Annotated in this window: 17 protein-coding genes and 2 tRNA genes; 10 read left to right on the top strand and 9 right to left on the bottom strand. The window is 50.5% G+C overall.

Annotation, left to right across the window (positions count from 1 at the left end; all coding sequences use genetic code 11):
• Positions 1 to 27: 27 nt before the first annotated feature.
• The 4 genes from clpX to GN112_RS22340 form a co-directional block, all read right to left on the bottom strand.
• A complete protein-coding gene (clpX, locus tag GN112_RS22355; RefSeq protein WP_155312240.1) occupies positions 28 to 1,272 on the bottom strand; it encodes an ATP-dependent Clp protease ATP-binding subunit ClpX in 1,245 nt (414 codons plus the stop codon).
• A gap of 1 nt (position 1,273) precedes the next feature.
• On the bottom strand, positions 1,274 to 1,888 hold the full coding sequence (clpP, locus tag GN112_RS22350; protein ID WP_155312239.1) for an ATP-dependent Clp endopeptidase proteolytic subunit ClpP: 615 nt from the start codon (positions 1,886 to 1,888) through the stop codon (positions 1,274 to 1,276).
• A gap of 147 nt (positions 1,889 to 2,035) precedes the next feature.
• A complete protein-coding gene (gene tig, locus GN112_RS22345; protein ID WP_155312238.1) occupies positions 2,036 to 3,358 on the bottom strand; it encodes a trigger factor in 1,323 nt (440 codons plus the stop codon).
• Positions 3,359 to 3,617: 259 nt separating this feature from the next.
• Positions 3,618 to 3,704 (bottom strand) — tRNA-Leu (locus GN112_RS22340).
• Positions 3,705 to 3,892: 188 nt separating this feature from the next.
• Here GN112_RS22340 and GN112_RS22335 point away from each other — a divergent pair.
• Positions 3,893 to 3,969 (top strand) — tRNA-Pro (locus GN112_RS22335).
• 390 nt (positions 3,970 to 4,359) lie between these two features.
• Here GN112_RS22335 and GN112_RS22330 read toward each other — a convergent pair.
• Together GN112_RS22330 and GN112_RS35570 are read right to left on the bottom strand one after the other, a co-directional pair.
• Positions 4,360 to 4,509, bottom strand: coding sequence for a hypothetical protein (locus GN112_RS22330; protein ID WP_155312237.1), 150 nt, complete (start codon positions 4,507 to 4,509; stop codon positions 4,360 to 4,362).
• Between the two features lies 1 nt (position 4,510).
• Positions 4,511 to 5,035: an MraY family glycosyltransferase gene (locus tag GN112_RS35570; protein ID WP_162459070.1), complete on the bottom strand. Its 525-nt coding sequence runs from the start codon at positions 5,033 to 5,035 to the stop codon at positions 4,511 to 4,513.
• Positions 5,036 to 5,107: 72 nt separating this feature from the next.
• Between GN112_RS35570 and GN112_RS22320 the strand changes: the two genes are divergently transcribed.
• Positions 5,108 to 5,275 carry a type II toxin-antitoxin system Phd/YefM family antitoxin gene (locus tag GN112_RS22320; RefSeq protein WP_162459069.1) on the top strand — a complete coding sequence of 56 codons (168 nt, stop codon included), beginning with the start codon at positions 5,108 to 5,110 and terminating at the stop codon, positions 5,273 to 5,275.
• Positions 5,276 to 5,842: 567 nt separating this feature from the next.
• Here the strand turns inward: GN112_RS22320 and GN112_RS22315 are convergent.
• The 3 genes from GN112_RS22315 to GN112_RS22300 all read right to left on the bottom strand — a co-directional run bounded on the left by GN112_RS22315 (position 5,843) and on the right by GN112_RS22300 (position 7,933).
• On the bottom strand, positions 5,843 to 6,961 hold the full coding sequence (locus GN112_RS22315) for an IS110 family RNA-guided transposase (protein WP_155310575.1): 1,119 nt from the start codon (positions 6,959 to 6,961) through the stop codon (positions 5,843 to 5,845).
• Between the two features lie 280 nt (positions 6,962 to 7,241).
• Positions 7,242 to 7,373 carry an exosortase-associated EpsI family protein gene (locus GN112_RS35370; RefSeq protein ID WP_155314343.1) on the bottom strand — a complete coding sequence of 44 codons (132 nt, stop codon included), beginning with the start codon at positions 7,371 to 7,373 and terminating at the stop codon, positions 7,242 to 7,244.
• 224 nt (positions 7,374 to 7,597) lie between these two features.
• On the bottom strand, positions 7,598 to 7,933 hold the full coding sequence (locus GN112_RS22300; protein WP_155312234.1) for a hypothetical protein: 336 nt from the start codon (positions 7,931 to 7,933) through the stop codon (positions 7,598 to 7,600).
• A 157-nt stretch (positions 7,934 to 8,090) separates the two neighbouring features.
• On the opposite strand from GN112_RS22300, the gene GN112_RS22295 reads away from it, so the two are divergent.
• The 8 genes from GN112_RS22295 (at position 8,091) to GN112_RS22260 (ending at position 16,900) form a co-directional block, all read left to right on the top strand.
• Positions 8,091 to 8,324, top strand: coding sequence for a type II toxin-antitoxin system Phd/YefM family antitoxin (locus GN112_RS22295; protein WP_155312233.1), 234 nt, complete (start codon positions 8,091 to 8,093; stop codon positions 8,322 to 8,324).
• Positions 8,321 to 8,746 carry a type II toxin-antitoxin system VapC family toxin gene (locus tag GN112_RS22290; protein WP_155312232.1) on the top strand — a complete coding sequence of 142 codons (426 nt, stop codon included), beginning with the start codon at positions 8,321 to 8,323 and terminating at the stop codon, positions 8,744 to 8,746. The genes GN112_RS22295 and GN112_RS22290 overlap by 4 nt, the downstream gene beginning before the upstream one ends.
• Positions 8,747 to 8,825: 79 nt before the next feature.
• Positions 8,826 to 9,215, top strand: coding sequence for a PaaI family thioesterase (locus GN112_RS22285; protein WP_155312231.1), 390 nt, complete (start codon positions 8,826 to 8,828; stop codon positions 9,213 to 9,215).
• 123 nt (positions 9,216 to 9,338) lie between these two features.
• On the top strand, positions 9,339 to 11,645 hold the full coding sequence (mrcB, locus tag GN112_RS22280) for a penicillin-binding protein 1B (RefSeq protein ID WP_155312230.1): 2,307 nt from the start codon (positions 9,339 to 9,341) through the stop codon (positions 11,643 to 11,645).
• Positions 11,642 to 12,067: a tetratricopeptide repeat protein gene (locus GN112_RS22275; protein ID WP_155312229.1), complete on the top strand. Its 426-nt coding sequence runs from the start codon at positions 11,642 to 11,644 to the stop codon at positions 12,065 to 12,067. The genes mrcB and GN112_RS22275 overlap by 4 nt, the downstream gene beginning before the upstream one ends.
• A gap of 486 nt (positions 12,068 to 12,553) precedes the next feature.
• A complete protein-coding gene (locus tag GN112_RS22270; RefSeq protein WP_155312228.1) occupies positions 12,554 to 12,829 on the top strand; it encodes a hypothetical protein in 276 nt (91 codons plus the stop codon).
• Positions 12,829 to 15,429 carry a hybrid sensor histidine kinase/response regulator gene (locus GN112_RS22265; RefSeq protein ID WP_155312227.1) on the top strand — a complete coding sequence of 867 codons (2,601 nt, stop codon included), beginning with the start codon at positions 12,829 to 12,831 and terminating at the stop codon, positions 15,427 to 15,429. Before GN112_RS22270 ends, GN112_RS22265 begins: the two co-directional genes overlap by 1 nt.
• A gap of 25 nt (positions 15,430 to 15,454) precedes the next feature.
• Positions 15,455 to 16,900: a sigma-54-dependent transcriptional regulator gene (locus GN112_RS22260; protein ID WP_155312226.1), complete on the top strand. Its 1,446-nt coding sequence runs from the start codon at positions 15,455 to 15,457 to the stop codon at positions 16,898 to 16,900.
• Positions 16,901 to 16,984: the final 84 nt, after the last annotated feature.

Raw genomic sequence — 16,984 nt, 5'->3', positions numbered from 1 at the left:
ACCCCGTACCGTAACGACCAAGCCGGATCAGGCCTGCTTTTTTGACGGTTCGTAAAGCAAAATGGGCTCTTCTTTGTTCAATACCACTTCTTCACCGATCACACACTCTTTGACGTCCTGCTTGGAAGGAATATCGTACATGATATCCAACATGCAGGATTCCAGAATGGCCCGCAGGCCGCGGGCACCGGATTTGCGTTTCAGCGCCTCGTCGGCAATGGCATCCAAGGCACTGTCGGTCAATCGCAGGTTTACCCCTTCGATTTCAAACAGCTTTTTATACTGTTTAAGCAGGGCATTCTTGGGTTCGGTAAGGATTCGCACCAAACTGCCGGCACTGAGTTCATCCAGCGTGGCGATGACCGGAAGCCGCCCCAGAAATTCGGGGATCAAACCGAATTTGATCAGGTCCTCCGGCTGAACATGCAGCAGGGTCTCGCCAAGACTGCGCTCTTTCTCCTTGCTGACCTTGGCGCCGAAACCCATGAGTTTGGAGCCCATACGCCGGTTGATGATCTGTTCCAGCCCGTTGAAGGTTCCCCCGCAGATAAACAGGATATTGGAGGTATCCACCTTTACGAAATCCTGCTGGGGATGCTTGCGTCCACCTTTTGGCGGCACGCTGGCCGTGGTTCCTTCGATAATCTTGAGCAGCGCCTGCTGAACCCCTTCACCGGAGACGTCCCGGGTAATGGACGGATTATCCGATTTACTGGCAATTTTATCGATCTCGTCAATGTAGACGATGCCCCGTTTGGCCTTTTCCACGTCGTAATCAGCGTTTTGCAGCAATGCAAGAATGATGTTTTCCACATCTTCGCCCACATAGCCGGCTTCGGTCAGGCTGGTGGCGTCGGCAATGGTAAACGGAACGTTAAGGAAACGGGCCAGGGTCTGGGCCAGAAGCGTCTTCCCGCATCCGGTAGGTCCGATCAGCAAAATATTACTTTTTTGGATCTCGACCTCGCCGGAACTGACACTGGAATCCAGCCGCTTGTAATGGTTGTATACGGCCACCGCCAAAATCTTTTTGGCCACATCCTGTTCGATGACGTAGTCATCCAGGCGGGATTTGATTTCCTGGGGAATCATCAGGTTCTCAAATTCACCGGCCTCCTTCTCGTTCTCTTCCTCAATGATCTCACTGCACAGCTGAATGCACTCATCACAGATGTAAACAGCCGGCCCGGCGATCAGCTTTTTAACCTCCTTCTGATTCTTACCACAGAATGAACAGAAGAGATTGTCATTGGGCTCATCTTTTTTGGCCATGTCATGCCTCCGTGTCGGTTAGTTTGTCCAGGTCATCCCGGTTGGTGATAACATGGTCAACGATGCCATAGGTCTTGGCTTCAGCACCGGACATAAAATTATCCCGGTCGGTATCTTTCTGAACATCGTCCACACTTCGTCCGGTGTGACGCACCAGGATGTCGTTGAGCGCATCCTTCATGCGCAGAATCTCTTTGGCCTGAATGGCAATATCGGACGCCTGCCCTTGAAAACCGCCCATGGGCTGGTGAATCATGATTCTCGCATGGGGAAGGGCATACCGTTTCTTATCCGCACCGGCAGCCAAAAGCAACGCCCCCATACTGGCCGCCTGTCCGATGCATACCGTCGTCACATCAGGCTTGATGTACTGCATGGTATCGTAAACCGCCAGACCGGAGGTGACAACGCCACCAGGGGAATTGATGTAAAGGTTGATATCCTTTTCCGGATCCTCTGATTCAAGGAAAAGCATCTGGGCGATCAGCAGATTGGCCACATCGTCATTGATCGCGGTCCCCAAAAAAATAATCCGATCTTTCAGGAGCCGCGAATAGATGTCGTATGCCCGTTCCCCCCTGCTGGTTTGGTCGATGACCATCGGAATTAATGCCACGCTCTTATCTCCTTTACATCGCTCAAGTTTTCCGGTGAAGGTGCATGCCCGAAATCGCACCGGTTCGATCCGCTAACACGCCGCCAAATATGGTTTCAACAGAAGCCGCCGCGTCTCGGCACAAAATCTTGAGACTTGGCAGATACCCTATTCTGAAGCATTTGTGGTTTCCTTTTCCGGCTCCACGGATTCGATATCATTCCTTTCCATTATAAGCTTAATCGCCTGCTTTTCAAGTAAAGCGTGTGTAAAAAGCGCAAGCTTATCATCGCTGTTTTCATAGAGGCCCTTGACCACATCCACCGGCTGGTTGTAAGCAGCGGCCATTTCGGAGAAGCCTTTTTCCAGTTCCTCGTCGGCGAGTTCCATCTTTTCCTGCTCGATAATTTTCCCCAGAATCAGTTGCCGGCGGACCTGTTTTTCAGCCGTCTCACGATATTGTTCGGCCAAGCTTTCCTTGGAAATACCGGCCTCTTCAAAGGTTTTGTTGTGGTATGAAAAAGACCGCTCCGCTTCGGCAATGATTTGATTGAGTTCATAATCGACCATCACATCGGGAACTTCAAATTCGGTTTTTTCCAGAATCTGACTGAAAATCTGCTCGTTGAGTTCCTGTTCGGTACGCTTATCGTATCCCTCTTTCAGATTTTCCATAATCTTCTGGCGAACTTCATCCATGGTGGTGAAGGGGCCCAGCTGTTTGGCCATTTCATCGTCAATCTCCGGCAGCACCTCCTTACGGATCTCGTTGAGTTTAACCTTGAAATCCACGGTATGACCGGCCAGCTTTTTGTTGAAATAGTCCTCTGGGAAATTGACGGTGATATCTTTCTCTTCACCAGGATTCATTCCCACGACGCCGTTATCAAAATCTTCGCTAATGTGCCCGTCGCCAAGTTTGATCACGAAATTTTCGGTTTTTTTGGTCTCATCGAACGGTTTGCCGTCTTTAAACCCCTCGTAATCCACCTGCACAAAATCACCGGTCTGGGCAGGCCGAGTCTCTTCGATCGGTTCCCGCTTGGCCAAGTTTTTCTGCATCATTTTTATCTGAAGGTCCACCTCTTCATCGCTGGCCTGGTAAAGCGTCTTGGTCAATTTCAGGCCATGAAAGTCGATATCGGCGATTTCTGGATGAACTTCTACCTCTGCATCAAAACAATAATCCGCCTTGGGGACCAATTCGGGTGGATCCACAACAGGCGACCCGACGACCTTGAGTTCGGTCTCGGTCAGCGCCTCCACGTAGGCATCCTGAATCAACTTAGAAACCACATCGGCATGAACGTCCTTTTTATAAAGTCGCTCGAGCACCCCACGCGGCGTTTTTCCGGGACGGAACCCCTTTACCTTGGCATTTTTTTTCAGTGTTTTGTAGGCATCATCCAGTTCTCGGGTCACATCCGCCTCGGGGATTTCGATGTGCATGACCTTTTTTACGGAGCTGCGATCTTCAACGGTAACCTTCATAATTTTCCTTTCTAGCCCTGAAGCTGCCCACCTTCCGGCGTGGTTGCCGCCGACCGACGCCATATACGGCTCGATTCAGGTAAAAAATTAAGCGCCCTGACGCAACAAGCATCAGGGCTCCTTTGACAAATCCCGGTTATCATATCGACTTGCAATGACCGGTAGTCATCGCCCACGGTCAATGCGGACCGGATTGCGTCAACGACGCAGGGTCGACCGGTCCGCCCCGCCAAACCAAAAGCGATGCCGGGATGAAACTTGGTGCGAGAGGGGAGACTTGAACTCCCACTCTGTCGCCAGAGCTGGATCCTAAGTCCAGTGCGTCTACCAATTCCGCCACTCTCGCAAATCTTTACCGAATGCCATTTTGACCAAGATGCATTCCGCAACTTGACATCGTTTGCAAATAAACTAAACTCTGTAAAAAAATCAAATGAAAAAATTAATATCCATCATCGTATCTGTCAAGCATTTCAACTTATCCATTCAGCGCTTGCACGTCAAAATAAACAGTGGTATGAGGGCATGCAAAATCGGGGCGTGGCGCAGTCTGGTAGCGCACCTGCTTTGGGAGCAGGGGGCCGGAGGTTCAAATCCTCTCGCCCCGACCAATGATAGAAAATAAAAACGGGAATTTAGCCATTCGGCCAAATTCCCGTTTTTTGTGTTTTTTCTGCAGGGACGAACTCGGGACGATTTTTCGGTCCTTATTGAAAAACGGCCTCAGCGTCCGGAACTCGTCGTAAAATCTATTCGATTAATTAGTATTTTCGATTTGATTTATCCGAGCAGTTACCGATATTAACGTTAACGGATAGCGACACTGACCTGACCTGTTTATGCTGAGCTGACCTGAACCTGCCTATCCAATTATGGGGCAAGCCCTGCTTCAGCGTGGGCCTTGCCCCTTTTTTATTTTCCATTTCCAAAGACAAAGCAGGCGAGGCTATCATAGGAACAGCCTCGCCTGTTGCGGAAAACCGACCAATACGAATGGGGCCTCATTTCCCATACCAATTGTAAAGCCGTGTGGCCCCCTTATAGCGGTTGCGCACAAAGCCGGCGTTCTTTTCCTTGGGAAGCATTTCGAGGGCTTTTTTCAGATCCTGCTGACGGGTCTGGCCAGCGCCCACAACCACGATGAAATTCATGCTACGATCCTTTACAGTTCATCCAGCTCAGACCGTAGCCGATCGGTCTCTTCCTTTGAGTGCGTCCCCCATGAAGATGATGGCCGGATGGGCGTTGAATCGCAGGAACCCGAAAATAGCGTCCACGACGGCCACTGAAAGCAACGCCAGATCGAGCATACCGTTCTGATAAGCCAGCCAGAACGCCAGAACAGATGAAGATCATCATGGAGATACCGTCGGCCAGACCATCCAGGTCGTCGGAGAGATTGATGGCATTGGTGACCCTGACGATAACCAACAGCGTCAGCGGAAGGGATGCCCACTGCGGCAAAGCGCCGCCGGGCAGACAGTCCCCCAAACAGGTAATGTTTAGTCCGCCGTAGCGCAATACGATCAGGGCCGCGATCAGCTGGCCGGCCAGTTTGCCTTTGTAGCCCATCGCCCTGATGTCGTCCACAAAGCCAAAGACCACCAGCACGGCCGATCCCAGCAAAAGCGAATCCACGAAACGGTTGCCAGGCGACCATAGCAGGATAGGAGCCATGACGCCTGTCGAGTTTCGCATCATACTTAGAATCGGGAATTTTATTAATTAGACGAACATGAAGTGTTGAAAGTGAAACGCAGAAACGGCAGTGATTTTGTCGTTATCGGCGAAGATGACTGGCAGGCCATCGAAGAAACCCTCTATTTGAACCGCATCCCTGGTCTTGTCCAAAGCATCCACGATGCCGCCGATGAACCGTTGGAGAAAGGCACGCCTTTAAGCGAGATCGACTGGTGACCTGGTCAGTCATTTTATCGAAGCACGCCATCAAGGACGTCACGAAGCTGATATGGTTGAACACTTGTCAAGAGAAAAACCTATCCATACCCAAAAAACTTGGGCCAATAATTTTCATCGAGCGTTTGGATAGAGGCGGGGTCTGCAATAACGACGGTAGAGCACTCTGATATTCGCGGGTTGGATACCGCCTGACTAGGCTTCGTCGTGGAGCTGCCTCGGTCTAAAGACGGGAGTTTCGGCCTGAAGGCCTATTCCGATAGCTTTTTCGAGGGTTCTCCAAACCGCGACCGCGCCCCTATCCAAAAGCTCGATGGCTATATTTGTTCTTTGATAAAGCCGATCCTTTCTTGAGCATTTTTAAAATCAATAAGTTCTTTTTCTATTTGCATCATCGATTATAGAGAAGTACTTATCCAGCTTCTTGAGCCGGAGCAACAGTCGCGCTTCTCTCGCCGTCGCTAATTCCCACCCAGCGTGGAAAGTCAGGGCTGTCAAGGCTGCGACCTTAGGGAGCACCCTTTAGGGCTTGGCCTTGATAGGCCTGGGTTTCCACGCTATAACAAATCATCTTTCAGCGGCCACGATTGGAACAGCCCGGGCAATGGCCCAGATGAAACCGGCCAACTCGCGTGCAATCGCGGTGATGACCACGTTATGGTTTTTGCCCTTTGCAATCAACCTGCGGTAGCGGTGGCATAGTCGTAGCTGTGCATTCCAGGCAATATCCAAAACATCGTCCGGCAAGCCTTCCTGGCGTTTACGGATCGCCTTACTTTTCCGGGCCGGCATACGATAGGCCTGAGCCGATTCGATCAACGTCCTGCGGGCATGGGTATTGCCGGTTTTGGTAATGGGGCCTTTTTTGATGGTGCCACCGCTTGAATGCTCCGATGGGATCAGACCCAAATAGGCCATCAGCTGTGCCGGCGTATCGAAACGGCTCAGATCCCCCAGTTCAGCGACGACGGTCACCGCGCTGAGCAAAGAAATCCCCCTGAGCGCTTGCAGAGCCTCGATAACCGGAAGCAATCGACTGGTTTGGCAACATTGCTCAATCGCTTTTTCGATGCGCTTAACGCGGGCCTCATGGTCTCCCATGGCGTCCAGGTATTCGGTAAGGGCAATGTGCTGGGCCGGATGCGGCATCTTCAGATCCGCCAGCCAATTTAAATGCGCTTTACTCCATTTGCTTTTACCTGGATAATTGATCCCTTGTCGCAATAAAAAGGCATTGATCTGTTGTTTGACTTTGCGGAGCGATATTTGGATGTCTTTTCGTGCACGTACCAGGTCACGAAGTGCTTCATCGGCCTGATCGGGGACATACACCGGCGTCAGTTCTCCGGAACGGTGGAGCGTCGCCAGGTGGGTTGCATCTCGGCGATCGTTTTTAACCCGATCACCGGTTTTTTTGGGGATCAGCGCCGGAGCAACGACAACGCAATCGATTCCCTTGCTTGTTAAATGCCTGTAGATTGGATATCCGCATGGACCTGCTTCATAAACACAATGCAATTCGGCGTTTTGTGAAATCAGTTTTCGCATGACGTTATCAATCTGCCCCAGGTCGTTGCTGATTTTTCCATACACTCGAACGTTTCCGTCACGTCCTTCATCGGCGATAGCAATGGTAATCGAATCTTTGTGGACATCCAAACCAACATACTTTACAATCTTTTTCACGGCCTGCCTCCTTGATTTTGGCTCTGTAGTTAGGGTTGTTAACGAACGCTTACTATAACCCACGTTTTCAAGGTTTGGCAGGCCTTTTTATTGCCGCGGTGGCTAACGTTCAACCATATTGTCTAAAACATTCCGGATTGGCCCCTTCAGCAAAGGCGTTATTGGAACTGTTGGCGCAAGACCCCTTCGCTACACCACCGCCGGTACGAAAAATTGGTCGGCAATCTCCAGGGCTTCTACTCCCGGAGAATCAACATTCAACGCAGACTCGTCTATTCCGTTAATTTTGGGTGACTTTCAATTCTACGAAAACCGGAGCATTCTGGATCGTATGGGTTGTCTTCTGCAGTTGTTTCCACCCGGACGAGGGCAGGCATACGGTCGGGCTGTGAAAGAAGTTTTCGCTTTCCAGACCCGTTTAGGCATATGGGTCCAATCTGCAAACTTTGACTTTTTGCGAGGTCATCAAAAGTGAAAAGTTTTTCGGTAGTGTTTTGCGCCCAGGTGGGTCATGAACAACCGTCCGAATTTCTGACAGTTATTGGTCAACGTATCGTATTCTTTTGCCATCATATCACGGGCATGATGATATGCGTCTTTAATCTGTTGACCCGTGACCTGGACAGGGTTTGGCCGCTAACTATTGCTCTCGGCATACCCGCTTCCTGATAGCTTGGCGTTTTTCGTCCAGATAATCTTGGCATCGGTCGAGTCCCTGTCTGCGACGACCTCGAAAGTTCCTATACATTTATCATTCATGTCGTCAATCTGGATAGCATTGTGATGGATGGTGAACAGGAAAATCCGGGCGTTTGTCTTCCATCTGTGGTGAACCTTGTAAGTTATATTCCTGCGGCTTTTCCATCCGAACCTATTCGCATAGAAATTAACGGCCTTTACATCATCATCTGAATTCTGGTTTTGCTTACTTTCGTTAGAGGTTTGTGGACTCCGCGAACCTATCAGCCCCATAATAAATCTCCTCTGTTTCAGAACATTGGAGCAACTTATAAAATTTCCGTTCATAGGGGAGCTTGGGGTTGGTGATAGCCCTTCCCGACCTTGATGGGCCACTTGACACGATGCCCCCTATTATGTACGTTTAAATGTACACATGGAGGAGGGCGTTATGAAAACGATCAATTTCACTGATTTTAGAAAAAAGGCATCCAGCTTCATTACCGAAGTGGAGCATGGCGAAACGATAATCCTTCTGAGGCGTGGAAAGCCAATAGCAGAGGTTGTTCCATTTACCGATCGGCATACACGAACACCATCCTGGAAAGAGCCTGGTATTCATCTGCAGATTAGCGGAGGAGATTTATCAGCGGCGATTATGGAGGAGCGTGAGGCAGAATCGTGAAGCTTTTTTGTGATTCATCCGCTCTTGCTAAAAGATATGTATATGAGCAAGGTTCTGAGAGCCTGGACTCCCTTTTGCAGAAGGCGTCTCAGTTGGCATTGTGTACAATTTTGGTGCCTGAAATAATTTCTGGACTACATCGTAGACGGAGAGAGCAAATACTATCGTCGCGTGAATATCGCATGATTAAGAGACAATTGCTGGAAGATGTTCGGGACGCAATCGTTCTTCAAATTACCCCGGCGGTCATTTCCCGTTCCGTTCAGCTATTGGAGACTGATAACTTAAGGGCAATGGATGCTTTGCATGTCGCCTGCGCTCTTGAATGGCCGGCTGAAATTTTTGCAACTTCTGATAAGAAGCAGTTATTTGCAGCTCAGAATGCTGGGCTGTTGACTGAATTCATAGGCCAAGCCAGTTGAGCGGACTGGGCTAATCTCGCTGATTTTTTAAAATTCTATACAGCACTTATCGGGTACGTTGCTTAGGGAAGGAGGATTTGTGAATCTGAAAACACACTTAGCGATTAATCAATCACTTTGCGGACAATTACTCTCTGTTGATGAAGGAGTCGCTATTGTAAAGCTCGACGCTACATCCGAAATGATTGTAGACGATTATAGACTTGTCCATGGTGGCTTTATTTTCGGTGCTGCCGACTATGCGGCAATGGCGGCTGTGAATCATCCGAATGTCGTGCTCGGCTCTGCCGAGGTTAAATTTTTGAAACCATCGATATCTGGCGATGCCATTATACTTAAAGCAACGGTTAAAGAGGCGAAGGGAAAGCTCCGAAGTGTTGATGTCGAAGGCGTCGATGAAGCCGGGGCAAAGATATTCGTTGGTGTTTTTACTTGCTTCGTTCTTGAAAAACACGTCCTTGAAAAGTGACCCTATTGTCTGTGGGGCAAAAGGCCGATCCGTCCAGCCCACCGCCGATATCCCAAAGGAGCGCACGCAGCATGGAGAGAAAAGCGGTCTGATACGTTACCTCACATTATTTGGATTGTCGATATGGCTAAACGGTCAAAGAGGATCAAGAAGAAGCGGCGGATTACCTGGAAGAAGCTGTTTTTCATAACAATACTGTTCGGTGTACTGATAGCGGCGACCTATGTCGCCTATCTGGATTTCACTGTTCGGACACGGTTCGAAGGCAAGCGGTTTGCGCTGCCGGCGCGGGTATATGCCCGACCGCAGGAGCTCTATCCCGGCCTGAAGTTGCGCACGAATGAGCTTTTGTCAGAGTTGAGCTTGCTCGGTTATCGCGGAACGAGCCGACCCAGCGAACCGGGGAGCTTCCATTTGCGTGGTCAGGTCGTGGACCTGGTGACAAGACCGTTCGATTTTGCAAACGGTCGTCAGGAATCCATGGCGCTGCAGGTGATCTTTAACAGCAGCGGCGTTAAGGCGCTGCAACGGCGGGCCGATGGCGCCCAACTTGACCTGGTCCGCCTGGATCCTGTTATGATCGGAGGCATCTACCCGGGAAAAAATGAAGACCGTGTGCTGGTTGGGCTGAAGGACGTGCCCCGGCATGTCATCGATGGTCTGATCGCTGTCGAGGACCACCGTTATTACAGCCACCACGGTATTGATCCTCGCGGTATCGCCAGGGCCGTTTTTACCATTGTCAGCGGTGGCGGGCTGCAGGGCGGCAGCACCCTGACCCAGCAACTGATCAAAAATTTCTACCTGACCGCGGACCGGACCTTGAAACGCAAGTTCACCGAAATGGTGATGGCGGTACTGCTGGAGATCCATTACAGCAAAGAAGAAATTCTTGAAACCTATATCAACGAAGTCTATCTCGCTCAGGACGGCAATCGCGCCATTCACGGCTTCGGTCTGGGCTGTTCTTTTTTTTTCGATAAGCCGCTGGAGAAGATCAGCCTTTCTGAAACCGCCCTGTTGGTGGCGCTTCTCAAAGGGCCGGCCTACTATAACCCCCGTCGCCATCCGCAGCGGGCAATGGAGCGGCGCAATTTGGTGCTGGCCAAGATGGCCGAAAGCGGTTTTATAACCAAGAATGAGCAGATGGCGGCTCGGACCGCACCTCTGGGCGTCATCGACCGGCCGCCCCGGGGCACATCGCCCTATCCGGCCTTTCTCGACCTGGTACTCCGTCAGTTGCGACGGGATTATCGTGAAGAAGATCTGCGCTCGGAGGGCCTGCGGATCATTACCACACTCGATCCCCGGATACAGGGTGTTGCTGAGAAATCCTTGGCCGGTCGTCTGTCCAAACTGGAAAAAAGCAGGGGCGGCAATACCAAAGGCCTGCAAGGCGCCCTGGTGCTGACGAGTGTCCACGACGCAGAGGTTCAGGCGCTGGTCGGTGACCGCAAACCGCGATACAAGGGGTTCGACCGGGCTCTCGACGCCCGCCGGCCCGTCGGCTCTCTGATCAAGCCGGTTGTCTACCTTACCGCACTCCAGGACCCGCAGCACTACACGCTGGCAACGCTGTTGGATGACAGCCCGCTGGTGCTGAAACAGGAGGGAGCCGAGGATTGGACACCACAGAACTACGATAAGCGCTCCCACGGCAAGGTTCCGCTGCGGACCGCTCTGGCCAACTCCTACAACCTGTCCGCCGTGCGACTGGGCCTGGCCATTGGCGTTGCTCCGGTGATGAAGAACCTGCAGCGCCTGGGGATTGACCGTAAGCTTCCCGCCTATGCCGCAAGTCTGCTCGGTGCCAACGCCTTATCGCCCATGGAAGTTACCCAAGTCTACCAGACCATTGCCGCCGGTGGTTTCCGAACGCCGTTAAAAGCGATCCGGGAAGTATTAACCGCCGATGGCAAGCCGCTGCAGCGTTATCCCCTGGAAGTCGACCAAGTGGTCGACCCGACCTCGCTCTACCTGCTCACCGTGGCGCTCCAGGACGTGGTACGCGAGGGGACGGCACGCAGACTGGCTGCCCGCCTGCCTTCCGATTTACAGGCCGCGGGGAAAACCGGCACCACAAATGAACTCCGCGACAGTTGGTTCGCAGGCTTTACCGGTGATCGCCTGGCCGTGGTCTGGGTCGGCCGCGACGACAACCAGCCGACAGGCTTGACCGGCTCCACCGGCGCCATGACCGTTTGGGGCGATATGATGGCGGGACTTGATCCCGAACCGCTCGTTTTGCCGCAACCGGATGGTATCGAACGGGCCTGGATCGACCCCGCATCAGGGCTGCTCAGCGGCAGCGATTGCCCTGACGCCGTCGAACTTCCCTTCATTGCCGGGTCCGCTCCGATCGATTCCGCCCCTTGCGGTCCTCCCCCAGGTAAATCCATTAAAAACTGGTTCAAGAGGTGGTTTCGATGAAAATCATCACCCGCCGGGTATTCATTTTGATCACCATATTATTTTTCGGAGGCTGCGCGGGTCACCAACAGATCGCGGTGCCGCCGACGCAGCCGTCTGAAAACACGGCAGTGATCGCATTGCTGAACAAAGCGGGAGATCAATCCGCCGCAGGCCAAATGGACAAGGCCAGTGAGAACCTGGAGCGTGCATTGCGCATCGAGCCGCACAATCCCGTGCTGTGGCACGAACTAGCCCGAATCCGACTGGAGCAGGGCCAATACCGGCAGGCCGAAAACATGGCGGCCAAATCCAATATGCTGGCGGGAACCAACCGATATCTGAAGGCTGAGAACTGGCGCATCATCGGCGAGGCCCGCAACCGGCTGGGCGACCTGCATGGCGCTCGGGATGCCTTCGAAAAGGCAGAATCGTCTCCCTGAAACCGCTCGACTCAAATGCCTAACCGGGCGATCCGGACCATCCGGGCCCCCCTGCCCCACCGCCAGTTTCCTGTGAATCGCCATATTTTTTTATCAGTGTTTAACAAAGCCCTTGAAAGCATTCCAATTGGAAGATTTAAAGGCGCTGATCGTCACCGCCGTGGTTTCTCTGAAGAGAAATAGATGAATCAGATCGGTGTCGTTCAGGGTACGGGAGGAACGTTAGATTTAATGTGCATAAGAGGTTTCGATATTTTGCCTATCTTTTTTATGTAACGGTGGGGTTGATTATAGACGGAATGAATAATATCGGATAGAATATTTCTTTAGTCCAGTCTACAATAGTTAAGAAATTGATTGCTCATATCCGTGCAATTGGCCTATTTCTGGACTGACAATAGTTATCCATGATTCTAATTCTTAGATGAAGCTGAAGCAGGAATCTGTACTGCCACGCAAAGCGCGCTCAAGGATCAAGGAATAGCAATGATGTTGGAAAGCCAGATAATCAAAATGGTTTTAGGGGCTGGTGTCTTCCTTTTCATCCTGACCAACCTTTCGAAACTCAAACAATATCCTTTCATCAACATCCTCATCGCGGGCTTTGGTTTCCATTTGTTGGGAGGGTCATCGACCCTCCTGGAAGGATTTGTGCCACAAGGAACGCTAAATGTTATCCAGCAGTGTTGCCACGTTGGGAGTGCATTATGCGTTTTTATCTGGGTCGGCAAGTCGTTGGCAAATGGTGAGGAAGTGAGATAATGCACTTCGTTCTCCTCTCAGATACAGCAGCATTGCTCCTACTCGTCTGGGCCGCCATTGTTCTGGCAAAACAAACACGGCGTCCCTTTTTAAATGATCCTGTAAAATTACCGATGGTTGTGTTTCTTTTTTTCTCTATTTTTTATTATACCTTGTTGTTTTCAAAATGGATATTATCAAGTGAGATAGTGGATAGGTTGAAAAATACTGCGGAAGTGCTCATCCCCATATGGTGGGGATTTATTTTTTACGGCATCATGCAAAAACTATCCAATCTTGAGTTAGTAAATAATAAACGGCGATACCAGTTGGTGGTTAACAATATCAGCGAAGTGATTGTCAAACTCGATAACCGGTACCGGATATGCTTCGCAACGCCATCCTTCTGCTGGACATTTGGAAAAACCGAGTCGGAATTGATCGGAGCCAGGTTTTCATCCATCATTCAAGTGGGACAAGGTCATCCGGGACTGGAAACTGCTCTTTTAGAGCATGTTAAACAAACGCCTTTCTCTGCATACCATGAAACGCTGGTCAACACGCAGCACGGATTACGTTGGTTTGCCTGGCATGCAACACGCCTGAGAAAAACCACAAAAATGATAAACGATGTTCTATTGGTCGGACGGGACATCACCGAAAAAAAGGCTGCCGAGGAGTCCCTTAAAGAGAGCGACGCCCGACATCGCCAGTTTATCGAGAACCAGCCCGTGGGTATGTTCCGAACCAGCGTAGAAGGTGATGGACAATTCGTCATGGTCAATTCGGCCCTGGTAAAGCTGCTGAACTATCCTTCCACTGAATCTTTGTTGGCAACGCCCGTTGTTAACATTTACCCCTATCTTGAAGCCAGAAAACAACTGCTATCCAAACTATTCAACAAGGAAAAGATTTCGGGTTTGGAAATTGAAGGGAAAAAACACGACGGATCGCCCCTTTTCATGAGGATGGCGTTGCAGTTGGTCAGAGACAGCCACGGGAATGCCTGTCATATTGACGGTACCATCGAAGATATCACCGCACGCAAACAGGCCGCCTTGGCCCTGAAAAAGAGTGAGGCATTGTACCGGAGGGCTCAGCAGATCGCCGGCCTGGGTCATTGGGAAATAATTTACGGTATGGATCATGGCACCTGGTCTGAAGAAATGTACAGGATTTTTGGACTCGATAAAGAACACTTCAATGGACCATTGGAATCCTTTCTTGACCATGTTCATCCGGATGACAGAAAAACAGTTGCCGAGACAGTTGCCAATACCTTCGAGAATTACTCTGAACTCAATCTAATCCATCGCATCGTGTTACCGAATGGCAAAACCAAACATATTCATGTAATCGCCCATTTCGAATTGGATGAAAATCTGCATCCGATTCGATGTATCGGTACCTGTCAGGATGTTACGCAGCTTAAAGAAGCCGAAATCGATAAGGAAAAAACGGAACGGAAGTTCTTGCAGGCCCAGAAACTTGAGGCCATCGGTACCCTGGCCGGAGGAATCGCCCATGATTTCAACAACATTTTAACATCCATAATTGGGTTCACTCAGCTTGCCATAAACGAATTGCCCCATGACAGCCCGATAAAACGGAAACTTGACGTGGTATTGCAAAGTGGAATCAGGGCCCGGGATCTGGTAACGAATATTCTATCGTTTAGCAGAAAGACCGAACAGGAATTCAAACCAATCCAGGTGCGAATCATCATCAAGGAAGTTATCAAACTATTGCGAGCATCAATCCCGGCAAATATTGAAATACGCCAGGATCTTGCATCCCAATGCCCTCGTGTCCTGGCTGATCCGGTCCAGATTCATCAGATCGTAATGAACCTTTGTACCAACGCATACCAGGCAATTGGAAAAAAAGGGGGGATAATAACCATCTCATTGAAGGAGGTGGCGGTCGGGTCCAACGATTTGCAGCCTGATCTTGACATCACCCCCGGAACCTACGTTCTTCTGGAGGTGAGTGATACCGGCCATGGAATGGACGCCGCCACGCTGGAGAAAATTTTTGACCCTTACTTTACAACCAAAAAACGAGGGGAGGGAACCGGTTTGGGATTGTCCGTCGTTCACGGCATCGTAAAAAAGCATCGTGGATACATTACCACCCATAGCGAACCGGATCATGGAAGCGCATTTCATGTTTTTCTCCCCGGCATGGCACCCGAAGGCGTTTCAGATGAAATCACGGCGGTAGCCCCCATCGTCGGTGGAACAGAACATATCGTGGTCGTTGATGACGAAGAACCAATCGCAATTTATTTAACCGAATTGTTGAGCGGTTTGGGTTACCGGATCACCACATTTACGGGCAGTAATGAAGCGCTCCACTTCTTCATCTCCCATTCACATGATTTCGATGTATTAATTACCGACATGAACATGCCTGCGATGTGTGGCGATGAACTGGCGGAACGTGTTCTCTCGTTGAATCCGAACATTCCCATCATTATCTGCACCGGATTCAGTGACAATCTTGATGAAAAGGATGCTGAAAAAATTGGTATCAAGGCATATTTAAGGAAACCCATAACCGAGCGTGAACTGGCAACATGCATCAGGGATGTTTTGAATCATCATACAGCAGGAATCTAGCGGCAGGAGCGGAAACGGAGTTACAATGGCACGGGTATTGATTCTGGACGACGATCCAAACATTCAACGGCTTCTTGAAGAACTGGTCTTGAGCATGGGACATGCGTATGCTTCGTCTCGCAAACTGGCTGACGGGTTATCGATGGTTAAACAGGATGACTATGACCTTATTTTATTGGATCTTGACTTCCCCACCGGAAATGGACTCGACATATTGCCGGAACTGATCCGACTACCCAGCTCACCCGAGGTGATCATTATCACCGGTATCGGCAACACCACAGGCGCCGAGATTGCATTTAAATTTGGGGCCTGGGACTATATAAGAAAACCATTCTTACTTGAGGAAGTTTCATTTCACATTACCCGTGCGCTTAAATATCGCAAGGAGAAGACGAATCTCAAGCCGCCGGTGGTACTGAAAAGACAACATATCATCGGCGAATCCGAGTCGATTCTGATGTGCCTGGAGGACATCGCAAAATCGGCCGCAACGGACATCAGCGTCCTGATTACGGGGGAGACGGGAACCGGAAAGGAATTATTTGCCAGGGCAATTCATCAAAACAGCCATCGCTCGGAAAAGGAGTTTGTAATTGTTGATTGCGGCGCACTCCCGGAGACCCTGGTGGAGAGCATTCTGTTTGGACATGAAAAAGGTGCCTTTACCGGTGCGGATAACCGCAAGGAGGGGATTATCGCCCAGGCCGACGGAGGAACGCTGTTTTTCGATGAAATAGGAGAACTCGATCCGATGATCCAAAAAAAGTTGTTGAGAACACTACAGGAGCACAGCCTGAGGACTGTCGGTGGCAGAAAAGAGCTTCCTGTGGATTTCCGTCTCGTCGCCGCAACCAACCGGGATCTGGATGAAATGGTTCACGAAAACACGTTTCGCGAGGATCTGCTGTTTCGGATTCGTGGCATTGAAATCAGGCTGCCGCCGCTTCGGCAACGCACCGAGGATGTGCCGCTCATTGCCTTTAAAAAGATTCAGCAGATTGGCGCCCGATTTGGCCTGGAAACCAAAGGCGTATCTGCCGAATTCATGGAAATCCTTCGAAAATACGACTGGCCCGGCAATGTCCGGGAACTCATTCATGTTCTGGAGCATTCTATCGCCAATGCCGGCCCGGATCCCACACTGGTTCCCAAGCACCTTCCCCCCCATTACCGTACCATGTTGTTTGAACGCGATAATACCGACCTTGCGGAATGCGATGCCATTTCGGCTACGGATGCCTGTTTTATCACCGATGGCAAACTGGCAAGATGGGCTGACTATCGTTTTCAGACAGAGAAAAGCTATCTGCATGCTCTGCTATCCGAGTGCAATGGCAGTTGGGAGAATGCGTGTCGTCTATCCGGCTTCGGAAAATCGAGGTTTTATGAACTGCTGAAAAAACACAACCTCTCGCTTGAAAAACAAAGCGTCTCCCCCCCCGCCTGCTTCGCGAGTCAAAATTATTGATCGCGCCCACTATTCCGGAATTATGGAATGGAATTTTCCATTTTTCCGGAATGTCCTATTTTCGTTCACCCAACCGCCAATGCT

This window comes from Desulfosarcina ovata subsp. ovata, from assembly GCF_009689005.1.
GTDB classification, from domain to species: domain Bacteria; phylum Desulfobacterota; class Desulfobacteria; order Desulfobacterales; family Desulfosarcinaceae; genus Desulfosarcina; species Desulfosarcina ovata.
This window is presented reverse-complemented; position numbering and strand designations above follow the sequence as displayed.

Coding starts and splice junctions, on each gene's coding strand:
- clpX (WP_155312240.1), bottom strand. CDS start 1,272: ATGGCCAAAAAAGATGAGCCCAATGACAATCTCTTCTGTTCATTCTGT.
- tig (WP_155312238.1), bottom strand. CDS start 3,358: ATGAAGGTTACCGTTGAAGATCGCAGCTCCGTAAAAAAGGTCATGCAC.
- GN112_RS22330 (WP_155312237.1), bottom strand. CDS start 4,509: ATGAATTTCATCGTGGTTGTGGGCGCTGGCCAGACCCGTCAGCAGGAT.
- GN112_RS35570 (WP_162459070.1), bottom strand. CDS start 5,035: ATGGCTCCTATCCTGCTATGGTCGCCTGGCAACCGTTTCGTGGATTCG.
- GN112_RS22300 (WP_155312234.1), bottom strand. CDS start 7,933: ATGGGGCTGATAGGTTCGCGGAGTCCACAAACCTCTAACGAAAGTAAG.
- GN112_RS22295 (WP_155312233.1), top strand. CDS start 8,091: ATGAAAACGATCAATTTCACTGATTTTAGAAAAAAGGCATCCAGCTTC.
- mrcB (WP_155312230.1), top strand. CDS start 9,339: ATGGCTAAACGGTCAAAGAGGATCAAGAAGAAGCGGCGGATTACCTGG.
- GN112_RS22275 (WP_155312229.1), top strand. CDS start 11,642: ATGAAAATCATCACCCGCCGGGTATTCATTTTGATCACCATATTATTT.
- GN112_RS22270 (WP_155312228.1), top strand. CDS start 12,554: ATGATGTTGGAAAGCCAGATAATCAAAATGGTTTTAGGGGCTGGTGTC.
- GN112_RS22265 (WP_155312227.1), top strand. CDS start 12,829: ATGCACTTCGTTCTCCTCTCAGATACAGCAGCATTGCTCCTACTCGTC.
- GN112_RS22260 (WP_155312226.1), top strand. CDS start 15,455: ATGGCACGGGTATTGATTCTGGACGACGATCCAAACATTCAACGGCTT.